We start from the raw sequence: 19118 nt of genomic DNA, 5'->3' as shown, positions 1-19118 counted from the left end.
TAACTGATAGTGATTTAAGTGTGTTAATTGGCAGTGTGGGCCTTTGACTTTGACAACTTGAGCTGCTAACGATACTACTCTGAAGGTAAATACGCCTCTATATTATCTAGCGCTAACAACCATTGACTTGGCTTAATCGAGAATACCTGCTCAATTTTCTGACAATTTAAGCGGGAGTTCGACGGTCGCTTAGCTGGCATTGGATACATCTCGGATGGAATCGGGTTAACCGTGATGCGCTTACCTGACAGGTCTTCATACCTCTTAAAAATCTCTTGTGAGAATTCAAACCAACTAACATGTGGGAGTCCTGAAAAGTGGTAGACCCCCGAAAAGTCTTCCGTGGTCTCTAGCATGGTGTCCATCATTTTAATCAAAGCACTCGCTATATCACCGGCATAGGTGGGTCCACCAAATTGGTCGGCGACGACACTTAGTTGCTCTCTGCTTGATGCTAATCGGAGCATCGTCTTAACAAAGTTATTCCCCTGCTCACCAAACACCCAAGAGGTTCTCAAAATGGCCGCATTCGGGCAAATTGCCAAGAGTTTTTGTTCTCCCTGCCATTTACTTGCTCCATAAATATTTTGCGGGTTCTCTTTATCCAACTCGCTATATGGATGGCTACTCAAGCCATCGAATACATAATCAGTGGATATATGGAGTATCAATGCCCCTATCCGATGCGCTGCTCGAGCCAGATTCTCCACCGCTACTTCATTCACCGCATAACAGGCATCAATATCTTGCTCTGCTTTATCGACGGCGGTGTAAGCTGCAGCATTAATAATGACATTGGGCCGCAAACCATCAAGCATGGACTCCACTTGCTTCGCATCAGTAATATCGAGCCCGCTACGGTCAAAAGTAACAAGTTCAATATCATCACGAGATATCAACTTACTGGTTAACTGAGTACCCACTTGGCCATGACAGCCCGTGACAATAACCTTAATCATGATTGCGCTTGTCCGTTACTAAACGATTTAAATACTGGCCGTAGTCGTTCTTCATCATTGGAGCTGCAATACGCAGCAAGTCATCATCAGAAAGCCAGCCATTTCTCCACGCAATTTCTTCAAGACATGCGACTTTCATTCCTTGCACTTGTTCAATAGTCTGAACAAATGATGATGCTTGATGAAGGCTCTGGTGAGTCCCTGAGTCTAACCACGCGAAACCACGCCCAAGTAACTCTACATTGAGAGAGTCATCATCAAGATACATCTGATTTAACGTAGTGATCTCAAGCTCTCCACGTTCAGACGGCTTGACTTTCTTCGCCCAGTCAACCACGCGGTTGTCATAAAAATACAAGCCTGTCACTGCATACTCTGACTTAGGCTGTGTAGGTTTCTCCTCAATCGAGACTGCTTTCATATTCTGATCAAACTCAACCACACCAAAGCGCTCAGGATCGCGTACTTGATAACCAAACACGGTTGCGCCTGTTTCCTGATTGGCAGCCTTTCGTAATGTTTGAGAGAAAGATTGACCATAGAATATGTTGTCACCCAGAACTAAACAGACCGAATCGTCACCAATAAACTCTTCACCAATGATGAACGCCTGAGCCAGTCCGTCAGGAGAGGGCTGAACAGCATACTCAAAACTGACACCAAAATCAGAGCCATCCCCCAACAAACGTTCAAATCCAGCCTTATCCTCAGGGGTAGTAATGATCAAAATTTGTCGAATGCCAGCCAGCATTAAGGTTGAGATCGGGTAATAGATCATCGGTTTATCATAGACTGGTAGCAATTGCTTAGAAGTGCCTCTAGTCAATGGATAAAGCCGTGTGCCTGAACCACCAGCTAAAACAATACCTTTCATCTATTGCCCCTCACCGTGACCAATACGTGATAGCTGATACTCGCCAGACATCACGCGTTGCCACCAATCACAATTGCTCAAGTACCATTCGACGGTTTTACGAATGCCTGATTCAAAGCTCTCCACTGGTACCCAGCCTAATTGATCTTGGATTTTACCCGCGTCGATTGCATAGCGAACATCATGACCTGGCCTATCTTTCACGTAAGTGATTAGGTCTTGATAATGCTCTATACCATCAGGCTTATTGGGGGCTAGCTCCTCCAGTAGCGTGCAAATGGTCTTCACAACATCGATGTTCTTCATTTCGTTGTGTCCGCCGATGTTGTAAGTCTCACCAGGCTCACCCTCTGTTACAACTTTATATAGGGCGCGCGCATGGTCTTCAACATACAACCAATCTCGAATCTGATTACCATCACCATAAACGGGTAACGGCTTGCCTGAGAGCGCATTGAGAATCATATGAGGAATGAGCTTTTCAGGGAAATGGTACGGCCCATAGTTGTTCGAGCAATTGGTCACAATAATCGGTAGCCCGTAAGTTCTTCCCCACGCTCGCACAAGATGGTCAGAGCCCGCTTTACTCGCTGAGTATGGGCTGCTGGGTGCATATGATGTTTCTTCAGTAAATAAGTCTGTTGTACCCTCAAGGTCGCCATACACTTCATCGGTGGAAATATGATGGAAGCGAAACGCCTGCTTTTCCTCAGGCTCTAGGGTTAGCCAATATTTGCGCGTAATATCCAGAAGATTAAAGGTACCAACCAAGTTGGTCTGGATAAAGGCAGCAGGTCCATCAATAGAGCGGTCGACATGTGACTCAGCAGCCAAGTGCATAATGGCATCAGGTCGATGTAACATAATAGCGGTTTCTAGTGCAGAATAATCGCAAATATCAACTTGCTCAAATTGGTATTGCTTCGATGAACCAGCACCTGGGATAGACTCCAAGTTGCCCGCATAAGTTAGCGCATCGACATTGATAATGCTATCATTGGTATTGTTCAAAATATGCCGAACGACCGCACTTCCGATGAAGCCCGCTCCACCTGTCACTAATATTTTCACGTTATTACCTTACTAATCTTTACCATTACAATGGCAAATAAATATTTATCATTCCAGCAGAGCGAAACTGATCGGCCCTACTTCTCTCTTATTTTGACGTCAGATGTATTGTCGACGTGCTACAAACCGATTACAATTTCAGTCGCCAATTAGGCTTAGGACACCTCGCTACTCGTCATAAAAGTGAGACCGCAGCTTCGAGAAAAGTGCCTTCTGTAGTTTGCAGCTAATATATCTTTTACTTATCTGTTTTACAAAAATGGCTTAGCTTCATGAAGTGACTCGTCTCTTCGAGCGACTGTTTGCTTTTCAACAAGGTTGCAACCCAGCGCATATCACAACGTAAACATAACTTTCACAAAAATGATCTACAAACGCTACAAAATGACTTTACACTAACAAAAAACAAACCTACCCTTGCCTTGCTAGGTTCCATTAGTTATTGAAAATAGGTTAACAATTGAGCGCAAGAAAATTTGCTTACTATCTCGGTCAATCTCTTAAATTTCTGGTCCCACCAGTCATTCATCGTGCCCTTGCACAAAGGTTAATCACCACGTATCACCAAGAAGCTCCATGCTCCATTATCGAAGACCGGGTCAATTACTACAACAAGGTCGACCATCCATTTCGCCTAACTGAGTCCCAATCAACTCAGGTACAGCAATTCAGGAAAACGGGTGGAACAACCTATTTCTTTGATCTGCGAAAAGTGATTAAAGGTTATCTACCGCACAATCGATTTTGTTACATCAATGGTGATGTGAGAAATGTCCCGCCTCAGCCGAGTTTCCTCAAAAGCCGCCCCGTGGGTGACGACAATGTCAATTCAGTACTGTTAAAACTGAATGAGGTGCGTCATTTCCACTTTGTAAACGATACTCTCCCCTTCAAGGATAAGAAAAATATGGTGGTATGGCGCGGGCTTGGAAAGAAACCACATCGGAAAGTCGTCCTGGAGCAGTTTTATAACCACCCAAAATGCAATATCGGTAGAACTAAACCAAAAGAAGGTACACCCTTAGAAAAAGGCTTTCTTTCAATTGAAGAGCAGCTTAAATATAAGTTTATCTTGGCGATTGAAGGCAACGATGTGGCGACGAATTTGAAATGGGCGATGTCATCCAACTCACTGGTGATCATGTCCAAGCCCAAGTTTGAGACTTGGTTTATGGAAGGTAGGCTCAAAGCCGGTGTGCACTATGTCGAGGTTAAGGATGATTACTCTGATTTAATCGAAAAAGTCGATTACTACACCACCCATACCGAAGCTGCAGAGCAGATTATTCACAATGCACACCTTTGGGTTGAGCAGTTTAAAGATCAGAAAAGAGAGCGACTTATCTCGTACCTTGTTGCCGAGAAGTATTTTTCAAATCAACGCTTGAACGAGATGAGTTCAGGTCGAACAGGTTGGCGACATACGCCTTCCCCTAGCCAATAACATCTGTCGCTTTCAGCCAGGCTCGAGGCATGGCTGTCTTGCATTGACCCACCAGGCTAATAGGACTACCAGAGTAGCCCTGTTAGCAAAGCTCGCTATTTGGCGTATCCGCTATTGTCCGTAATAATCACGATACCAATTGACAAAACTCTGCACGCCGTGACTGACTGAGACTTGAGGCTTGTAATCAATCGCCTCAAATAAGTCTTGTGTTTCTGCATAGGTCGCGTAGACATCACCTGGCTGCATCGGCTTGAAGTTTTTGAGTGCTTCAATCCCTGTTGCTTGCTCTATTGCGGTGACAAAATCCATCAACTTCACCGGATGACCATGGCCAATATTGTACACTCGATAAGGTGCTGAGCTGGTTGCAGGAGAGCCTTGCTCTACGCTCCAGTCACTGTTTGGCTGTGGAATAACATCCTGAATGCGAATAATTCCCTCAACAATATCATCGATATAAGTAAAGTCGCGCTGCATATCGCCGTTGTTGTAGATATCGATCGACTCACCACTCAACACGGCCTTGGTAAACTTAAACAGCGCCATGTCTGGGCGGCCCCAAGGGCCGTAAACGGTGAAGAAGCGCAAGCCAGTGGTCGGTACTCCGTACAGATGGGAGTAAGTGTGCGACATCAGTTCATTTGATTTCTTGGTTGCAGCATAGAGTGAAACCGGATGATCGACACTGTCCGATGTTGAGAACGGCATCTTTTGATTGAGGCCGTAAACGGAACTTGAAGAGGCATAAACTAGGTGCTTAACTTTTGTATTACGACACCCTTCAAGTATGGTCAGATGGCCAAGAAGATTGCTGTCTGAGTAGACTAGTGGATTGTCGATAGAGTAACGAACCCCCGCCTGAGCCGCCAAATGGATCACGCGATCGAAACGCTCTGTGTCAAACAGTGTTGCAACCCCTTCGCGGTCTGCAAGATCAAGCTCTATGAAGCGAAAGTTATCATGCTTGATGCGTGCTAAACGGTCATATTTTAACTTTACATCGTAATAGTCGTTAAGGTTATCAATACCGATGACCAGATGACCCGCTTCACAGAGTCTTTCTACGACAGCAGCGCCAATAAAGCCTGCGGCTCCAGTTACTAAATACTTCATATTACTTACCAATTTGTCTACGCGCGGCCATCAGCCACTGCGGCATCTCACCAGCCTAATTGGTAAATTGTACAATATCTTAACCGGATAGTATAAGAAGGCTTACATAGGAGGAAACTAAACCTGGCAGCTAGGGCAGTAAAATGAGTTTCGTTGTCCAATCTTTTGCTCAATAAGCGTATTCGCACAGCTTGGACATGGTTCTCCGCCCTTACCATAAACCAACAGCTCTTGCGCAAAGTATCCTGGCTTGCCATCTGGTTGGGCAAAGTCATTTAGTGTCGTACCGCCTTGCTTGATAGCAATAGTCAGCGTTGCTTTAATTTCATCGACTAGCCGCCGCCATTCGGTCAGTGTTAGCTTACCCGCAGGACGCAGAGGACTGATCTTGGCCTTAAATAGGGCTTCATTGGCATAAATATTCCCTACCCCGACCACAACTTTGTTGTCCATTATAAACTGCTTAACGACCACACGTTTGCTCTTCGCCCGCTCGGCAATATAACTGGCATTGAACGCCTCTATCAGTGGTTCCGGTCCTAGATGAGTGAGAGCTTGATGCTCCTCCCCCACAGGCGTCCACAGCCAAGCACCAAACCGCCTTGGGTCGTTATAGCGCAATACCTTGCCATTCGTTAAGCGTAAATCGACGTGGTCATGTTTTCCGGCTGGGAACTCTCCATCCAAGACTCGTAATGAGCCCGACATACCAAGATGAATAATAATGGTACCTTTACTGGTCTCCAACATAAGGTATTTCGCGCGGCGAGAGATCCGACAAATCACCTCGCCCTCCAATTGCTTAAGCTGCTGCTGAGGAATATCCCAACGCAACTTGGGAGCTCGAAAGGTAAAACAGGCAATGGTTTGACCTTGCAGGTGAGGAGTAATACCGAGACGACTCACTTCAACTTCTGGTAATTCTGGCATAACGTCCTCACGTAAGGTTGTGACTAGGGAATGAGATAATCTAAATCAAACGAGATGGCGATCCACTGCTGTTGCCAGTTTTGCATCAGCCAAAACTGCTCGCCCTGATATACCGTGATCCTTTGTGGCTCCTCGATACCGGCAAACCATACTTCTATCGTCTCTGGCTTACCCAGCGCCCCTTTCATCGTTTCAAACAACTCTGGTTTAACTAAGGTTCCCTCTAGCATTCGCCAACGCTCCATCAGCTCAGAGAGGGCTTGTTTAGAAAGGTTCAGGTTGGATTGCCATTCACCATTCACCATCTGGAATTCGGCATGCTTGAAGTATAGCGCTTCAATCACTTGGCTCGGATCAAGAAGTCTGGGATGACTCGACAATATTTCAGTATCAGACTGAGTCTCATCAAGTAGATACGATTGGATCAGCCTGGGTCCATTGAGCAAGACGATAAACGCAATAATGCCGAGGATCAGGTAATTGTTCCAACGCCGCTGACGCTGTGTCGACCGAACTCTCATGGCGCTCTCCTTGAATGTGTGCATTCGAACGATGACGTTAACTCTACGGGAAATCTGGATAAGAAGCGAGATTAATACAGGGGCGAGGGACGGGGACGGACTTTGTCCTGCGGGGGTCGAGTGATACATCACTTACCGTGACTGAATCCACATAAGGTTTGAGCCCAGCGCATTGCTGGGCCTCGTTGGCCTTCTATTGAAGCTAAAAAAGCAAGAAGGATTATTTACTCAATCGCTTCTGTTTTCTGAGATGATTTCAGTTGGGCGATTTCGAGTATTTTTTTGTAGTTGAGGTCCATGATGTATTCGATGTCGAGGAGCATGGCGGTTTTTCGGCATTGCTCTCTGATTACTGTGTCGCCTTTGGCTTTTGCCCAGCGCGCGAGTTCTGTCGCGAATGTCTCTAGATCTTCAGGTTTGGCCAGAATCGAGGAGACTTGGTCGTTTAGGACCTCTTTTGCACCACACTGCTCTGTGGTGATCACAGGTGTGCCGCACGCAATCGCCTCAATCGCGGTAAAACCAAAAGGTTCATAACGCGTTGGCAGGACATAACAGTCTGCCAGAGAAAACAGAATCTCTGGGTCCTTCCTCTCACCAAGGAACAAGCACTTGTCAAAGATGCCTTGTTGACGGGCAAAGTCCTCAAACTCTTTTTGATTACTTTCGCGTCCTGCCACGATAAAGTTGTAATCGATATCCAATTTGCTCAGTGCCGAGATCGCAAAGCGCAGCCCTTTACGCTCGTAGCCTGTCCCTAAGAACAAAAATGTCGGCTTTGCAAAGTCTAGCCCTAGCTGCTCCTTTAAGTTAGCAATTTCAGTTTGATAGCGGCTGCTATCGAACCTGTGGGTATCCACGAAATTGTGGATCACCGAAATCTCATCTTGTGGGACAGAGTAAGCCTCGTGTATCTCGTGGGCACTTTTATGCGAGTTGGCGACGATGTGCTTGTACGCGCCTTTTGCCATCGCTCGGCTCTCAATCTTTAGAGCAATTCGATCCTTGAGGCGATTGCCCTTTTTCTGAGTTGCTTTAAGGAAATGGTAGTGAGTGCCACCGCCAATGCGCAGCATGTCATGCGACCAGGTTTTGCCCAGTGCGTAAACAAAGTCGTAGTCCTGACTGGCAACATGCTTCTCGACCGCAGAAGCAAACGCCCACATGCGATGCGCTTTACCAATACTAAACGGGCTCAATACTACAAACTTGATGTTGGGATGAGAGGGCTCAACGTGGCTGCGACAGATAATAGTGACGTCTTCGCCCTTCTCTGCCAGATAGCGTGATAAGTTGTTTAAGAACAGTTCGGTGCCACCAGTATGGGCATGACGCATGTGAACCAGCGCAATTTTCATTACAATCCCTTATTTTCAAATAGTACTTGGTAGTCTTGATTTGCCATGATGCTTTGCTTGCGAATTTCTTTCTCAAATGATCGCTTTAAGCGCTGCCAGTTGGCCTGCTTCCAATCGTCACCACTTTGTTGATGGCATTTATCAAAATCGATGATCCACACCTTCTCATCCTCATCGATCAAGATGTTATGAATATTAAGGTCAGTGTGATTAACCTGGGCAGCATGCATTTTTTCAATTTCTACAGCAATCTTGTGATAAACCGCCTTGGACAGGCTTTGTTTACCGAGAACGGAGACGAGATCTTGAGCATTGGCAATTTTCTCACTCAGTAGGTCAGCTTTGTAAGTCAGTCCACTTTTCACTACCCGCGCCGCGACTGGCCTTGGCACGTTGACGCAGGCCGCTTTGAGCACCTTGAGTAATTCGAATTCTTGTCGTGAACGCGTTTTAGCTTCACCGTGATACCAGTAGCTGTCTTTGACCAGTTTGCCAAACAGACCACCCCGTCGATAGTGGCGCAGCGCCACCTGAATGGTATCAAGTTCAATAAACCAAGTCGTGCCTCGGCCACTGGCGCTGCCAATGACTTTATCCTGTGCTTGCCAGTAATCGATATCAAACGCACGCTTGATATGCACCTCATCAATTAATAGTGGGTCGAACCAGACGACCTGATCACCAAATTTCCGTGTTTGCATCAACTCTACTCGCGGGATTAAGTGATGGTATTTTACATTTCTTGGGTGCAACTGCATAATTCTTATTAATCAAGATTGTAGAGTTTACTCCATGCCGTTGTTCCATTCTGCTCCTCGCTCCCTATGTATTCTTCGCCTGTCTGCGATTGGTGATGTTTGCAATACTATCGCTACTGTCCAGGCTATTCAGAATCAGTGGCCCAACACACAGATCACTTGGATCACTGGCAAGTTGGAAGCCAAGCTTCTCGAGGCGATTGAGGGTGTCGAGGTCATCGTTTTAGATAAGAAGGCGGGTTGGCAGGGCTATCGCCAGCTTTGGCGACAACTCCGTGGTCGCGAATTTGATGCCCTTTTGCACATGCAATACGCGATTCGCGCTAGTGTGGCGACCTTGGGTATCAAAGCAAGATATCGACTCGGCTTTGACGCGGCGCGCAGCCAAGATCTACAAACCTTATTTTCTAATACTAAAGTACCCTCGCCAACATCGATGCACGTTGCCGATGGCCTGATGGCCTTTGCTCATACCTTAGGTGTTAAGGCTGACACGCTGAACTGGTCTCTCACCTACTCTGAGCACGACCTTAACTGGGCTCAGCAGCAACTGGATCCGCAAAAGCCAAACCTAGTTTTAGTCCCTGCTGCAAGTAAAGCTTACAAGAACTGGTCAGCCGAGGGGTATGCTGAAGTGATCGAGCATGCGCGACAGTGCGGTTGGAATGTGGTTCTTGCTGGCAGCCCTGCCCAAGTAGAGCGAGACCTTGCTGATGATATTCAGGCCAAGCTCGACCAGCCTTGTCTAAACCTGGTTGGTGAAAGCTCGCTAATGCAAATGCTTGCCCTGATCGATAAAGCTCAGGTCGTTATCGCGCCAGACACCGGGCCAACTCACATGGCGAACGCAATGCAGACACCAGTTATCGGTCTTTATGCCCATCATAACCCGCTGCGCGTTGGCCCCTATCACTACCTTGATTATGTTGTGTCGGTTTATGAAGAGGCTTTACTCGCCGAAACGGGTAAGCACAGCTCTCAGCTCGATTGGCGCACGCGCGTGAAAGACAAACAGGCTATGCAACGCATCCAACCGCAGGCTGTGATTGAAGTGTTTGATAAGCTGGTAGAGGACTTCTACCCAAGCGCCAACTAAAATTCTTGGAAAATTAATAAAAAGGAAAATCCCTTGCCTAAACCAACGTTAGCCGTGGCACTGATCGTCAAAAACGAAGCCAAACACCTCAAAGCCTGTTTAGAAACAGTCCAAGGCTGGGTGGATGAAATCGTGATCCTTGACTCTGGTAGCAGTGATGCCACTGAGCAGATTGCTCGAGAGTTTACCGATAAGTTCTACACCAACAGCGAGTGGCCGGGATTCGGTAAGCAGCGTCAGCTTGCTCAGAGCTATGTCGAGTCAGATTTCATCCTGTGGCTTGATGCCGATGAGCGAGTTACGCCAGAGCTAAAGCAAGCTATCCTTGGCGCAATCAGTCATCATCAAGGCAAATGTGTCTATCGCATCAATCGCTTAACCACGGCCTTTGCCAAAGAGATCAACCACTCTGGCTGGTCACCAGACTGGGTTGTGCGCTTGTATCAAACACGCGACACCCAGTACAACGATGCGCTGGTCCATGAGAGCGTGGTGGTTCCAGAAGGCTATCAAGTGATGTCGCTGGACGGGCGCCTCAAGCACTTTACCTTTGAGCGTTTGAGCGAATATACCCGCAAAACCCAGCTATACATGCAGTCTTGGGCCGATCAGCGCGAAGGTAAGAAAAAGTCCTCACTCGCTGGGGCCATTCTGCACGGTTTTTTCCGTTTCTTTAAGATGTATGTGCTTAAGCGCGGTTTCCTCGATGGCCGACATGGTTTGATGCTGGCGATCCTCAGTGCCAACACCACTTTCACCCGTTATGCTGATTTGTGGCTTCGTGACTACGTTAAAAACAACCAGGATAAGCAGCAATAATGAAGATCTGTCATGTCAATTTAGCTTCTGGCTATCATGGTGGCGAGAATCAAACCCTAGCGCTTATCAAGCAGCAGGTGAGTCTTGGCTATGATCTGACCGTGGTTGTTAATCCCAAAAGCCCGTTTGCCGATGCCGTGCGCCAGCTCGGTGTGAACTTGGTTCTAGCCACCCACTTTACTCAATCCCACTCAAAGCAAATCACTCAAGATTGTGCTTTGATCCACGTGCATGAGGGACGGGCTATCTACTGGGCACTGATACAACACCTGCTGTATGGCTTGCCATACCTTGTCACGCGCCGCATCGATAACCGACTGAAACGAAAATGGCTTGCGAACCTCGCCTATAACAAGGCATCTGCGGTTGTTGGTCTTAGCTCGGAGATTGTTCGCCGGATTGAAGAGGCCTATCCAACGGTTACTGCCCATTGTATTCCTAGCTCACCGGTCAGCTACCCTACTGACCAGAACACCGTTTCTGCTCTTAAGCAGCGCTTTAAGGATAAGTTTATTGTGATTCATGCTGCCAATATGGTTAAACATAAGGGGTTTGATATCACGATTAACGCAGCTCGATTGCTCGCAGAGCAAAATACCAATATTCATATTTGTCTGCTTGGGGACGGCAAGGAGCGTGCTGATCTCGAGGCTCAAGCGGCTGGGTTAGCCAATATCAGCTTTGAAGGTAAACAGTCCAACATGGGGGACTGGTTCGCAGCGGCGGATCTACAAATTCACCCGTCTTATACCGAAGGCTTAGGCTCGGTTATCCTCGAGGGTATGGGAGCAGGGCTACCAGTGATTGCAACCGATACTGGCGGGATCCCAGACATCATTGAGCATGATTGCAATGGTGTATTACTGCCCCCTGGCAGTCCAGAGCAACTCGCGAGCGCAATTCAAGATTTAGCTCAAGATGGCCCCCGTCGTGAGAGATATATTGCGCAAAGCAAAAAGACACTTGAACGATTTGATATTCACTACACGGCTCAGCAGTACCGTGACATATACCAGAGCATGATCTGATGAAGAAAGTAATTTACCCTGGCACCTTTGACCCCATCACTAATGGGCACCTTGATATTATTCGTCGCGCCGCCGACATGTTCGATGAGATCGTTATCGGTGTTGCAGAGAGCCCGTCGAAAAAGACCTTGTTTAGTCTGGAAGAGCGAGTGGAGTTAGTCCGCGCTGCCACAGCTGAGCTGGAGAATGTCTCCACCGCGGGGTTCTCTGGGCTTTTAGTCGACTTTGCTAAGGCTCAGCAGGCGAACATTCTGATCCGCGGGCTGCGAACCACAGTTGACTTTGAATATGAATTTGGTCTCACCAGCATGTACCGCAAGCTGGTGCCAGATATGGAGAGTGTGTTTTTAACCCCTGCGGATGAATACGCGTTTCTTTCATCAACCATAGTGCGTGAGGTTGCAATCCATGGCGGCGATGTTGCGCAGTTTGTTCCTGAATGCGTTAACCATGCGATGGCAGAAAAAGTGAAAGGTTAATCTGACTGGGAGCTGCACGACGCCTGTTGCACGACGCCTGTTGCACGACGCCTGTTGCACGACGCCTGTTGCACGTCGCCACTTAACGCTCCCAGATATTTAGGTCGGACTATGCCAACCAAGCAACCACTAGGTTATTGACTTCTATCAATCAGTGGCTCAACACGTTGGCTGATAAAACGCTGCCACTTTCTCTCGATTTTTCTTCGCCCAATCGAGCGAATATAAATGCTCAGCGGTATAAGTTCCGTACTACCGAGACCATCAATCATCATAATTTTCAGTTGTTCCTGCCCAAGCTCCATAACAATAAGGTTGCTTAAGCTAAAGTCACAGGGAATGATATTGTTGTCGATCAGGTAGTGTTTGAACTGCGTTAATGAGCTCTCTAGGCGCTCTACCTCAGCGGCATTGAGTGGGCGATTAAGGTATTCGCGTAGGCTTGCACAACGAGAGCCATCTTCATTGCAAATAAACTCCATCTCCATACCGATATACTGCCCCTGCTCAACCTTACGGAAAAACCTGGGAATATGCGCAAAAGACACTCGGCGCTTGGCAAGATATTGATAATAGTTGATTTCGCGACGAGTTTGCTTGGACTGTTTTAGGTGGCTGACTTTCACACACCTTGATGGCTGTTCAGGATTACGATAGCAAACACGTTCATTGCCAGAACCAACCACTGGCCATTTTAGAAAATCAGTCAAACCTTAGTTACTCTCTATTTGATAATTGATATGGATGGTCGGTAGTTCCCACCAGTCAATACAACCATATATTTTCTGCTCTAACAGGGCATCGATGTTTGTTGGTAGTACCATCCAACAACCCATCAGCTAAATTGCTGCCGCCCCTCGTAGAGTATGAAGATGGGTAGTGACAGGTTCAACCAAAGTCTTAATTTTTCAATATTTTAACCACTAAAACGACGTTTACATCATGCACAGCCAATTTAAAGATCAGACTTGGGAGGACGATGTCACTATGTGACTCTCAGCCTCATCTCCAGCTTGTTCTGACGGCCCCATACCTTCAACATAGATGTTCCCAGGTTGGAAGATCACTTTTTTCGTTAATACTTTGATGTCTTGAGCGATCAACTCATGCAAGCTGGAAATACTATCTACAAAATATTGCGTCAACTCATGGCCTAATGGCCCTTTCCAACGGCGCTGCACAAAACGATAGAACATGTACGCCTGCAAACCACTCAAGCGGCAACTACGCATATATTCCTCAATGAAACGACGCTGACCATATGCCTCAAGGAGAGAAAAGCTCTCTTTTTTGTGGATCAGGTGCATCAAGTTTCGCGCTCGCTGGTACATCGTCAGCGGGCGTACGGACGTTCGCACGGAATCAATATCGATCAGCGTATATTGACCTTGATTCTCAACAACATTATCAAAATGGAAGTCTCCGAAAAACACGCCAGCCGTGTGTAACTGAGCAAGAAGTTGTGCCATTTGAGGCAAGTGGCTGTTATCACCACTCTGCATTTTGTCCCACACTGTCTCGCCTTGAGCAAGATCATACACCAAGACATCATAACGAAGCTCTGGTTGACGATAAAAACCAACGATATTCGGTGCGCGAAAGCCTTTAGACTCAAGGCGCTCAACCCCTTTCACAAATCGCTTCGCTAGCGGAAAAATCCGAGCAGAAGAGGTCAGACGACGCGGTTTGTGGATCTTGATAACTTGATTTTGATCGTTCAAACGAACAAATTTACGCTTGAGCTGCTGTGTGTTTGCCACCAGAGCCTGGTATTGCTCTGATGTGATTGGGGTCTGCTTCATAACCATACCTCACTGAAACAGGTGGAGACATATCACTCACAATTGAGCGGGCCAAATTACGTCCATGTCTTCATCCTCATCATGAGGCGTATCACGCATTACAATTTGCAGCGCTCTTACTATTGCACCTTATTCTGTTAGGTGACTTATCGTCTTCAGGTCTGACCGATCCTACTTGGCTAGAAACTGAGCGGTGAATATTAACTCTATGATTGATAGAGACAAGTTTATGAATGTAAGCAATTGTTAACGCGATTGGGGGTGGTTCCAATTGACGTCATTCTATGGCTCTATTTTTGCTGCTTGGGGAAACACTTGGGCTGGAGGAGATGTGTTTTATTGCTTTCAAATAAAAAACCCAGCTCGAAAGCTGGGTTTTAACACAATCTACAAGAAAGCAATCAATTACTTGATTTTCGCTTCTTTGTACATAACGTGCTGGCGAACAACTGGATCAAACTTTTTGATCTCAAATTTGCCTGGCATGTTACGCTTGTTTTTGTCAGTTGTGTAGAAGTGACCAGTACCAGCAGATGATACTAGACGGATTTTCTCACGAATGCCTTTAGCCATTGCCTAATTCCTCTTAAACGTTTTCGCCGCGTGCACGGATGTCTACAAGAACAGCATCGATGCCTTTCTTGTCGATAATACGCATGCCTTTAGCAGTTAGACGTAGTTTAACAAAACGTTTTTCGCTCTCTACCCAGAAACGATGAGTTTGTAGGTTCGGCAGAAAACGACGCTTAGTAGCATTTCGTGCGTGTGAACGGTTGTTACCCGTTACTGGACGCTTACCAGTTACTTGGCATACTCGGGACATGAATGTCTTCTCCAAATCGTTTCAGCTCGATATCAACCTTGGTGGCCGAACCTCTCCATTTCTAATTGAACCAGAAGTTAGAGGTAAAAACCGTTATGGAAAATCCATACAAGGCTATCAAAGGTCGCGCATTATACTAACTTGACTAGCATTGCTCAAGACCGAACAGATCCTTTTTGCAGGTTTTCGTGATCTTTTTTTGAGCAGAGCTGAAATTAGGTTAAAAATTGTCGGAGGATTGTAGCAGATTTCGTCCCTTGAACAACTAAAAATCATGATTTTCCTCCAAGGTGCTGAAATTAGACTAAATCCAAGTCTGGTAAGGCTTAGAAATTGTCACATAATGCGCAAATTTTTGCCTAAACTGTACAAATTCACAGTTAAATGATTAACTATTTCTAATCTTTATACAATTTCGAGTTGCTATGTCTCAGCTATTGTCTGCTATCCCGCTGACCTCCCTCACTGGTGTGGGAGCGAAGGTGGCTGAAAAATTAACCAAGATTGGTCTCAACACCGTTCAAGATTTACTCTTTCATCTGCCGCTGCGTTATGAAGATCGCACTCGAATCTACCCAATGGCGCGCATTCACCCTGGCCTGTGGGGCTGTGTAAAGGGTCAAGTGATGAGTACCGACACCATCTTTGGCCGCAAGAAAATGCTCACGGTAAAGATCAGTGACGGTAATGGCAGCGTGACGCTGCGCTTCTTTAATTTCACCGCAGCGATGAAGAACAACTTCAGCCAAGGCAAAACCGTGGTCGCCTATGGTGAGTTTAAGCGCGGTAATATGGGGCTGGAGATCATCCACCCAGATTATAAGCTGCACACCAGTGATCGCCCAGAGCAACTCGAACAATCGCTGACCCCGGTCTACCCCACCACTGATGGCTTAAGGCAAGTGACGCTGCGCAATCTCACCGACCAGGCGATTAAGCTGCTCGAAGGCAGTGCGGTGCAAGAGCTGCTGCCAGCCGGTCTGTATGATCACCAGATAACCCTAGCGCAAGCACTGCACACCATCCATCGCCCGCCACCGAATCTTGATATGCAGCAATTCGATGAGGGGCGCCATCCTGCGCAGCTGCGCTTGATCCTGGAAGAGTTGATGGCACAGAACCTCTCGATGCTATCTGTGCGCTCACAGGGGCACAAGGATGCGGCATTGCCGCTAGGTGAGACAAACAATCTTAAACAACAGTTGCTCGATTTACTGCCTTTTTCTCCTACCGGGGCACAGCAGCGAGTAGTTAGTGAGATCGAAGCTGATCTCTCCAAGCCTCATCCTATGATGCGTCTCGTTCAAGGCGATGTGGGTTCGGGTAAGACCCTCGTTGCCGCGCTTGCTGCGGTTCGCGCTATCGAGCATGGCCATCAAGTGGCACTGATGGCGCCAACCGAGCTTTTAGCTGAACAGCACGCGGTCAATTTTGCCAATTGGTTTGATTCAATGGGTATCAAGGTTGGCTGGCTAGCGGGCAAACTCAAAGGCAAAGCGCGTGACAAGCAACTTGAACAGATCGCGTCCGGCGAAGCACAAATGGTGGTAGGCACTCATGCTCTGTTTCAGCAGCAGGTGGAATTTAAGAAACTTGCTCTGGTGATTATCGATGAGCAGCACCGCTTCGGCGTCCACCAGCGCCTTGAACTGCGAGCTAAGGGAGAGCAGCAAGGCGTTTTCCCCCATCAGCTGATCATGACCGCCACCCCAATCCCGCGCACCCTTGCCATGACGGCTTATGCAGATCTAGATACCTCGGTCATCGATGAGTTGCCACCCGGGCGCACGCCAATCAAAACCGTGGCAATCCCGGATACCAAGCGTGATGAGATCATTGAGCGCGTCAAAAGCGCCTGTCTTAATGAGGGTAAACAGGCTTATTGGGTATGTACCCTAATCGATGAGTCTGAGGTGCTGGAAGCGCAAGCGGCCGAGGAGATCGCCCAAGAGTTGAGTCGTAAACTGCCAGAGGTAAAAATCGGTCTAGTACACGGCCGCATGAAACCCGCTGAAAAACAAGCCGTGATGCAGGATTTTAAAGACAATAAGCTCCACCTACTTGTTGCCACAACGGTGATTGAGGTCGGCGTGGATGTGCCCAACTCCAGCCTGATGATCATCGAAAACCCAGAACGCCTAGGCCTGGCTCAACTACACCAGTTACGCGGCCGTGTCGGCCGTGGCTCGGTCGCCAGCCACTGCGTGCTGCTGTACCACTCGCCACTATCTAAAACCGCTCAGAAGCGCTTAGGCGTACTCAGAGATAGCAACGACGGCTTCGTCATCGCCCAGCGCGATTTAGAAATCCGCGGCCCCGGCGAACTCCTAGGCACCAAACAAACCGGCCTAGCCGACTTCAAGATCGCCGACCTAGTCCGCGACCAACGCCTAATCCCCGAAGTCCAACGCTTATCGCGCTATGTACACGATAACTACCCTGACAATGCTAAGGCGATTATTGATCGGTGGTTGGGGGAGAGGGATCATTATGCCAAAGCCTAGCGCTCCGCTTTAGGGGGGCGAGGTTCGGGGACGCTGCGCTGCGGGGAGCGAGGTGTTTTGTGGGCGTTGGTGTTACAGCGCACGCCCCTCGCATCTCGGAGGGCTTTAGCCCGAAACCCGCTCCTCGGAACGCAGTGTACCTTTAGGGGCGTTGCTATTACAGCGCACACCCCTCGCACCTCGGAGGGCTTTAGCCCGAAACCCGCTCCTCGCCCCTATCTTTTGATAGTTGGGAAACTAATCTGCGCCTTCAACCCACCCTCGCGGCGGTTGTTGACGACGATCGCGCCGGAGTGTTGGCTGACGATGCGTTTGACGATGGCTAGGCCTAGGCCGGTGCCTTCGCTGCCGCGGGCGGTGTCTCCGCGGGTGAAGGGTTCGAAGAGCTTGCTGATTTGGTCGTCGGCGATGCCGGGGCCGTTGTCTTCGACGGTGATGGAGACTAGCTTGGTGTCTGCAGTCATGCCGGTGGAGATTTTTATCCAGCCGTTGCCGTAGCGGGTCGCGTTGACGACGAGGTTGGCGACAGCGCGTTTGATGGCAATGTGACTGCCTTTGGCGTGCATCACCTCATCACTGAGCAGAGCCTCAATCTCAACATCCGGGCCATACTCAGCAGAAGCAACCTCTTCAACAACATCGTTAATATCCACCGCCACAAACTGATCGCTCTTAACGGGCTTAAGATAGTCCATGAACTGACTGATGATCTCATTACACTCTTCGGTGTCGCTGATGATTCCCTCGGCTAGATAACTGTCTTCTGGCGACATCATCTCGGTTGCCAAGCGAATGCGCGTGAGTGGGGTGCGGATATCATGGCTGATCCCCGCCATCAGCAAGGTACGGTCTTCTTCAAGCTCTTGGATGCCTTTCGACATCTGGTTAAAGGCATGCGTAACTGAGCGGATTTCTGTCGAGCCACGCTCTGGCAGTGGTTGTGGGATCTCACCGCGTCCGACTTTTTTGGCCGCCTTTTCCAGGGCAAGCAACGGACGGTTTTGTAAGCGAATAAACAACCAGCCACACAGCACCAACACCAGTGCCATAAACACGCTGTTGTAAAACAGTGGGGTAAAATCCTCTTCTTGCAACTCAGTCAGCGGGATACGGATCACCGAATTGGGCAGCGCCTCAATCGCCATCCACAGTACATAGCTGTCTTCACCTAAGCTCAAACGTACCTCGGTTGGATGACCAAGCTCGCTACTCATGTCCTCGCTCATTAGATCAATGCTCATCGCATCCAAGTAGCGCTGACCGATTTCACTGTCTGAGGTGTGTAGCGTCACACCAAGCTCTTCAAGTACCTGGCGGCGCTCTGGTTGATCAAGGTCCAGACTGTGCTGATTGCCAATCATCAATTGGATTTCATAGCCAAGCAGTTTATTAAACTGGCCAAGGCTTGGCAGCAACGCATAGTTGAAAACCGCGTAGTACGAGTAGAGCTGACTGGCGATCAAGATGGTCAGAAACAGGATAATCGACTGAGTAATTGAGCTGCGAAAACGCATAATAGTCCCTAAGTTGTGATCC

General features: G+C 47.9%; 19 protein-coding genes. 6 read left to right on the top strand and 13 right to left on the bottom strand.

What is annotated here, in order from left to right; genetic code table 11:
* Positions 1 to 74: 74 nt before the first annotated feature.
* The 3 genes from rfbD to rfbB are packed head-to-tail and all read right to left on the bottom strand — an operon-like array spanning position 75 to position 2904.
* Positions 75 to 959, bottom strand: coding sequence for a dTDP-4-dehydrorhamnose reductase (gene rfbD / locus ACSTTG_RS15390; RefSeq protein WP_438475436.1), 885 nt, complete (start codon positions 957 to 959; stop codon positions 75 to 77).
* A complete protein-coding gene (rfbA, locus tag ACSTTG_RS15385; protein ID WP_438475435.1) occupies positions 952 to 1833 on the bottom strand; it encodes a glucose-1-phosphate thymidylyltransferase RfbA in 882 nt (293 codons plus the stop codon). The genes rfbD and rfbA overlap by 8 nt, the downstream gene beginning before the upstream one ends.
* The gene (gene rfbB / locus ACSTTG_RS15380; RefSeq protein WP_438475434.1) at positions 1834 to 2904 is read right to left on the bottom strand and encodes a dTDP-glucose 4,6-dehydratase; all 1071 of its coding nucleotides are present in this window, start codon (positions 2902 to 2904) and stop codon (positions 1834 to 1836) included.
* A gap of 460 nt (positions 2905 to 3364) precedes the next feature.
* Here rfbB and ACSTTG_RS15375 point away from each other — a divergent pair, with 460 nt between their 5' ends.
* On the top strand, positions 3365 to 4348 hold the full coding sequence (locus tag ACSTTG_RS15375) for a glycosyl transferase family 90 (protein ID WP_438475433.1): 984 nt from the start codon (positions 3365 to 3367) through the stop codon (positions 4346 to 4348).
* Positions 4349 to 4459: 111 nt separating this feature from the next.
* Here ACSTTG_RS15375 and ACSTTG_RS15370 read toward each other — a convergent pair whose 3' ends face one another.
* The 5 genes from ACSTTG_RS15370 to ACSTTG_RS15350 all read right to left on the bottom strand — a co-directional run bounded on the left by ACSTTG_RS15370 (position 4460) and on the right by ACSTTG_RS15350 (position 8974).
* Positions 4460 to 5464, bottom strand: a complete 1005-nt coding sequence (locus tag ACSTTG_RS15370) for an NAD-dependent epimerase (RefSeq protein WP_438475432.1) — start codon at positions 5462 to 5464, stop codon at positions 4460 to 4462.
* A gap of 117 nt (positions 5465 to 5581) precedes the next feature.
* Positions 5582 to 6394, bottom strand: a complete 813-nt coding sequence (gene mutM, locus ACSTTG_RS15365) for a bifunctional DNA-formamidopyrimidine glycosylase/DNA-(apurinic or apyrimidinic site) lyase (RefSeq protein WP_438475431.1) — start codon at positions 6392 to 6394, stop codon at positions 5582 to 5584.
* 23 nt (positions 6395 to 6417) lie between these two features.
* Positions 6418 to 6915: a hypothetical protein gene (locus ACSTTG_RS15360; protein WP_438475430.1), complete on the bottom strand. Its 498-nt coding sequence runs from the start codon at positions 6913 to 6915 to the stop codon at positions 6418 to 6420.
* Between the two features lie 224 nt (positions 6916 to 7139).
* Positions 7140 to 8273 carry a glycosyltransferase family 4 protein gene (locus ACSTTG_RS15355; RefSeq protein WP_438475429.1) on the bottom strand — a complete coding sequence of 378 codons (1134 nt, stop codon included), beginning with the start codon at positions 8271 to 8273 and terminating at the stop codon, positions 7140 to 7142.
* Entirely contained in the window at positions 8273 to 8974 is a 702-nt protein-coding gene (locus ACSTTG_RS15350; protein WP_438475428.1) for a 3-deoxy-D-manno-octulosonic acid kinase, read from the bottom strand. Before ACSTTG_RS15350 ends, ACSTTG_RS15355 begins: the two co-directional genes overlap by 1 nt.
* A gap of 97 nt (positions 8975 to 9071) precedes the next feature.
* Between ACSTTG_RS15350 and ACSTTG_RS15345 the strand changes: the two genes are divergently transcribed.
* From ACSTTG_RS15345 to coaD, 4 genes are read left to right on the top strand one after another with little or no spacing between them, the layout of a single operon-like run.
* Positions 9072 to 10127, top strand: coding sequence for a glycosyltransferase family 9 protein (locus ACSTTG_RS15345; protein ID WP_438475521.1), 1056 nt, complete (start codon positions 9072 to 9074; stop codon positions 10125 to 10127).
* A 33-nt stretch (positions 10128 to 10160) separates the two neighbouring features.
* Positions 10161 to 10946, top strand: coding sequence for a glycosyltransferase family 2 protein (locus ACSTTG_RS15340; RefSeq protein ID WP_438475427.1), 786 nt, complete (start codon positions 10161 to 10163; stop codon positions 10944 to 10946).
* The gene (locus ACSTTG_RS15335) at positions 10946 to 11974 is read left to right on the top strand and encodes a glycosyltransferase family 4 protein (protein ID WP_438475426.1); all 1029 of its coding nucleotides are present in this window, start codon (positions 10946 to 10948) and stop codon (positions 11972 to 11974) included. The genes ACSTTG_RS15340 and ACSTTG_RS15335 overlap by 1 nt, the downstream gene beginning before the upstream one ends.
* Positions 11974 to 12453, top strand: a complete 480-nt coding sequence (coaD, locus tag ACSTTG_RS15330) for a pantetheine-phosphate adenylyltransferase (protein WP_438475425.1) — start codon at positions 11974 to 11976, stop codon at positions 12451 to 12453. Before ACSTTG_RS15335 ends, coaD begins: the two co-directional genes overlap by 1 nt.
* 134 nt (positions 12454 to 12587) lie before the next feature.
* Here coaD and ACSTTG_RS15325 read toward each other — a convergent pair whose 3' ends face one another.
* The 4 genes from ACSTTG_RS15325 to rpmB all read right to left on the bottom strand — a co-directional run bounded on the left by ACSTTG_RS15325 (position 12588) and on the right by rpmB (position 15078).
* Positions 12588 to 13163 (bottom strand): YrbL family protein, encoded by a 576-nt coding sequence (locus ACSTTG_RS15325; RefSeq protein ID WP_438475424.1) that lies wholly within the window; start codon positions 13161 to 13163, stop codon positions 12588 to 12590.
* 252 nt (positions 13164 to 13415) lie between these two features.
* Complete coding sequence (locus ACSTTG_RS15320) at positions 13416 to 14255, bottom strand: BUD32 family EKC/KEOPS complex subunit (protein ID WP_438475423.1); 840 nt, start codon at positions 14253 to 14255, stop codon at positions 13416 to 13418.
* 405 nt (positions 14256 to 14660) lie between these two features.
* A complete protein-coding gene (gene rpmG, locus ACSTTG_RS15315; protein WP_002535344.1) occupies positions 14661 to 14828 on the bottom strand; it encodes a 50S ribosomal protein L33 in 168 nt (55 codons plus the stop codon).
* 13 nt (positions 14829 to 14841) lie between these two features.
* Positions 14842 to 15078, bottom strand: coding sequence for a 50S ribosomal protein L28 (gene rpmB, locus ACSTTG_RS15310; RefSeq protein WP_004728407.1), 237 nt, complete (start codon positions 15076 to 15078; stop codon positions 14842 to 14844).
* Positions 15079 to 15503: 425 nt separating this feature from the next.
* Between rpmB and recG the strand changes: the two genes are divergently transcribed.
* Positions 15504 to 17582: an ATP-dependent DNA helicase RecG gene (recG, locus tag ACSTTG_RS15305; RefSeq protein ID WP_438475422.1), complete on the top strand. Its 2079-nt coding sequence runs from the start codon at positions 15504 to 15506 to the stop codon at positions 17580 to 17582.
* 215 nt (positions 17583 to 17797) lie between these two features.
* Here the strand turns inward: recG and envZ are convergent, their stop codons facing one another.
* Entirely contained in the window at positions 17798 to 19096 is a 1299-nt protein-coding gene (gene envZ, locus ACSTTG_RS15300; RefSeq protein ID WP_438475421.1) for a two-component system sensor histidine kinase EnvZ, read from the bottom strand.
* Positions 19097 to 19118 lie beyond the last annotated feature (22 nt).

Source organism: Vibrio glycogenivorans (genome assembly GCF_051660965.1).
Classification (GTDB): Bacteria; Pseudomonadota; Gammaproteobacteria; order Enterobacterales; family Vibrionaceae; genus Vibrio.
Note: the sequence above shows the minus strand (reverse complement) of the source record. Positions and strands in the feature narration are given on the sequence as shown.

Coding starts and splice junctions, on each gene's coding strand:
- rfbD (WP_438475436.1), bottom strand. CDS start 959: ATGATTAAGGTTATTGTCACGGGCTGTCATGGCCAAGTGGGTACTCAG.
- rfbA (WP_438475435.1), bottom strand. CDS start 1,833: ATGAAAGGTATTGTTTTAGCTGGTGGTTCAGGCACACGGCTTTATCCA.
- ACSTTG_RS15370 (WP_438475432.1), bottom strand. CDS start 5,464: ATGAAGTATTTAGTAACTGGAGCCGCAGGCTTTATTGGCGCTGCTGTC.
- mutM (WP_438475431.1), bottom strand. CDS start 6,394: ATGCCAGAATTACCAGAAGTTGAAGTGAGTCGTCTCGGTATTACTCCT.
- ACSTTG_RS15360 (WP_438475430.1), bottom strand. CDS start 6,915: ATGAGAGTTCGGTCGACACAGCGTCAGCGGCGTTGGAACAATTACCTG.
- ACSTTG_RS15355 (WP_438475429.1), bottom strand. CDS start 8,273: ATGAAAATTGCGCTGGTTCACATGCGTCATGCCCATACTGGTGGCACC.
- ACSTTG_RS15350 (WP_438475428.1), bottom strand. CDS start 8,974: ATGCAAACACGGAAATTTGGTGATCAGGTCGTCTGGTTCGACCCACTA.
- ACSTTG_RS15335 (WP_438475426.1), top strand. CDS start 10,946: ATGAAGATCTGTCATGTCAATTTAGCTTCTGGCTATCATGGTGGCGAG.
- coaD (WP_438475425.1), top strand. CDS start 11,974: ATGAAGAAAGTAATTTACCCTGGCACCTTTGACCCCATCACTAATGGG.
- ACSTTG_RS15320 (WP_438475423.1), bottom strand. CDS start 14,255: ATGAAGCAGACCCCAATCACATCAGAGCAATACCAGGCTCTGGTGGCA.
- rpmG (WP_002535344.1), bottom strand. CDS start 14,828: ATGGCTAAAGGCATTCGTGAGAAAATCCGTCTAGTATCATCTGCTGGT.
- rpmB (WP_004728407.1), bottom strand. CDS start 15,078: ATGTCCCGAGTATGCCAAGTAACTGGTAAGCGTCCAGTAACGGGTAAC.
- recG (WP_438475422.1), top strand. CDS start 15,504: ATGTCTCAGCTATTGTCTGCTATCCCGCTGACCTCCCTCACTGGTGTG.
- envZ (WP_438475421.1), bottom strand. CDS start 19,096: ATGCGTTTTCGCAGCTCAATTACTCAGTCGATTATCCTGTTTCTGACC.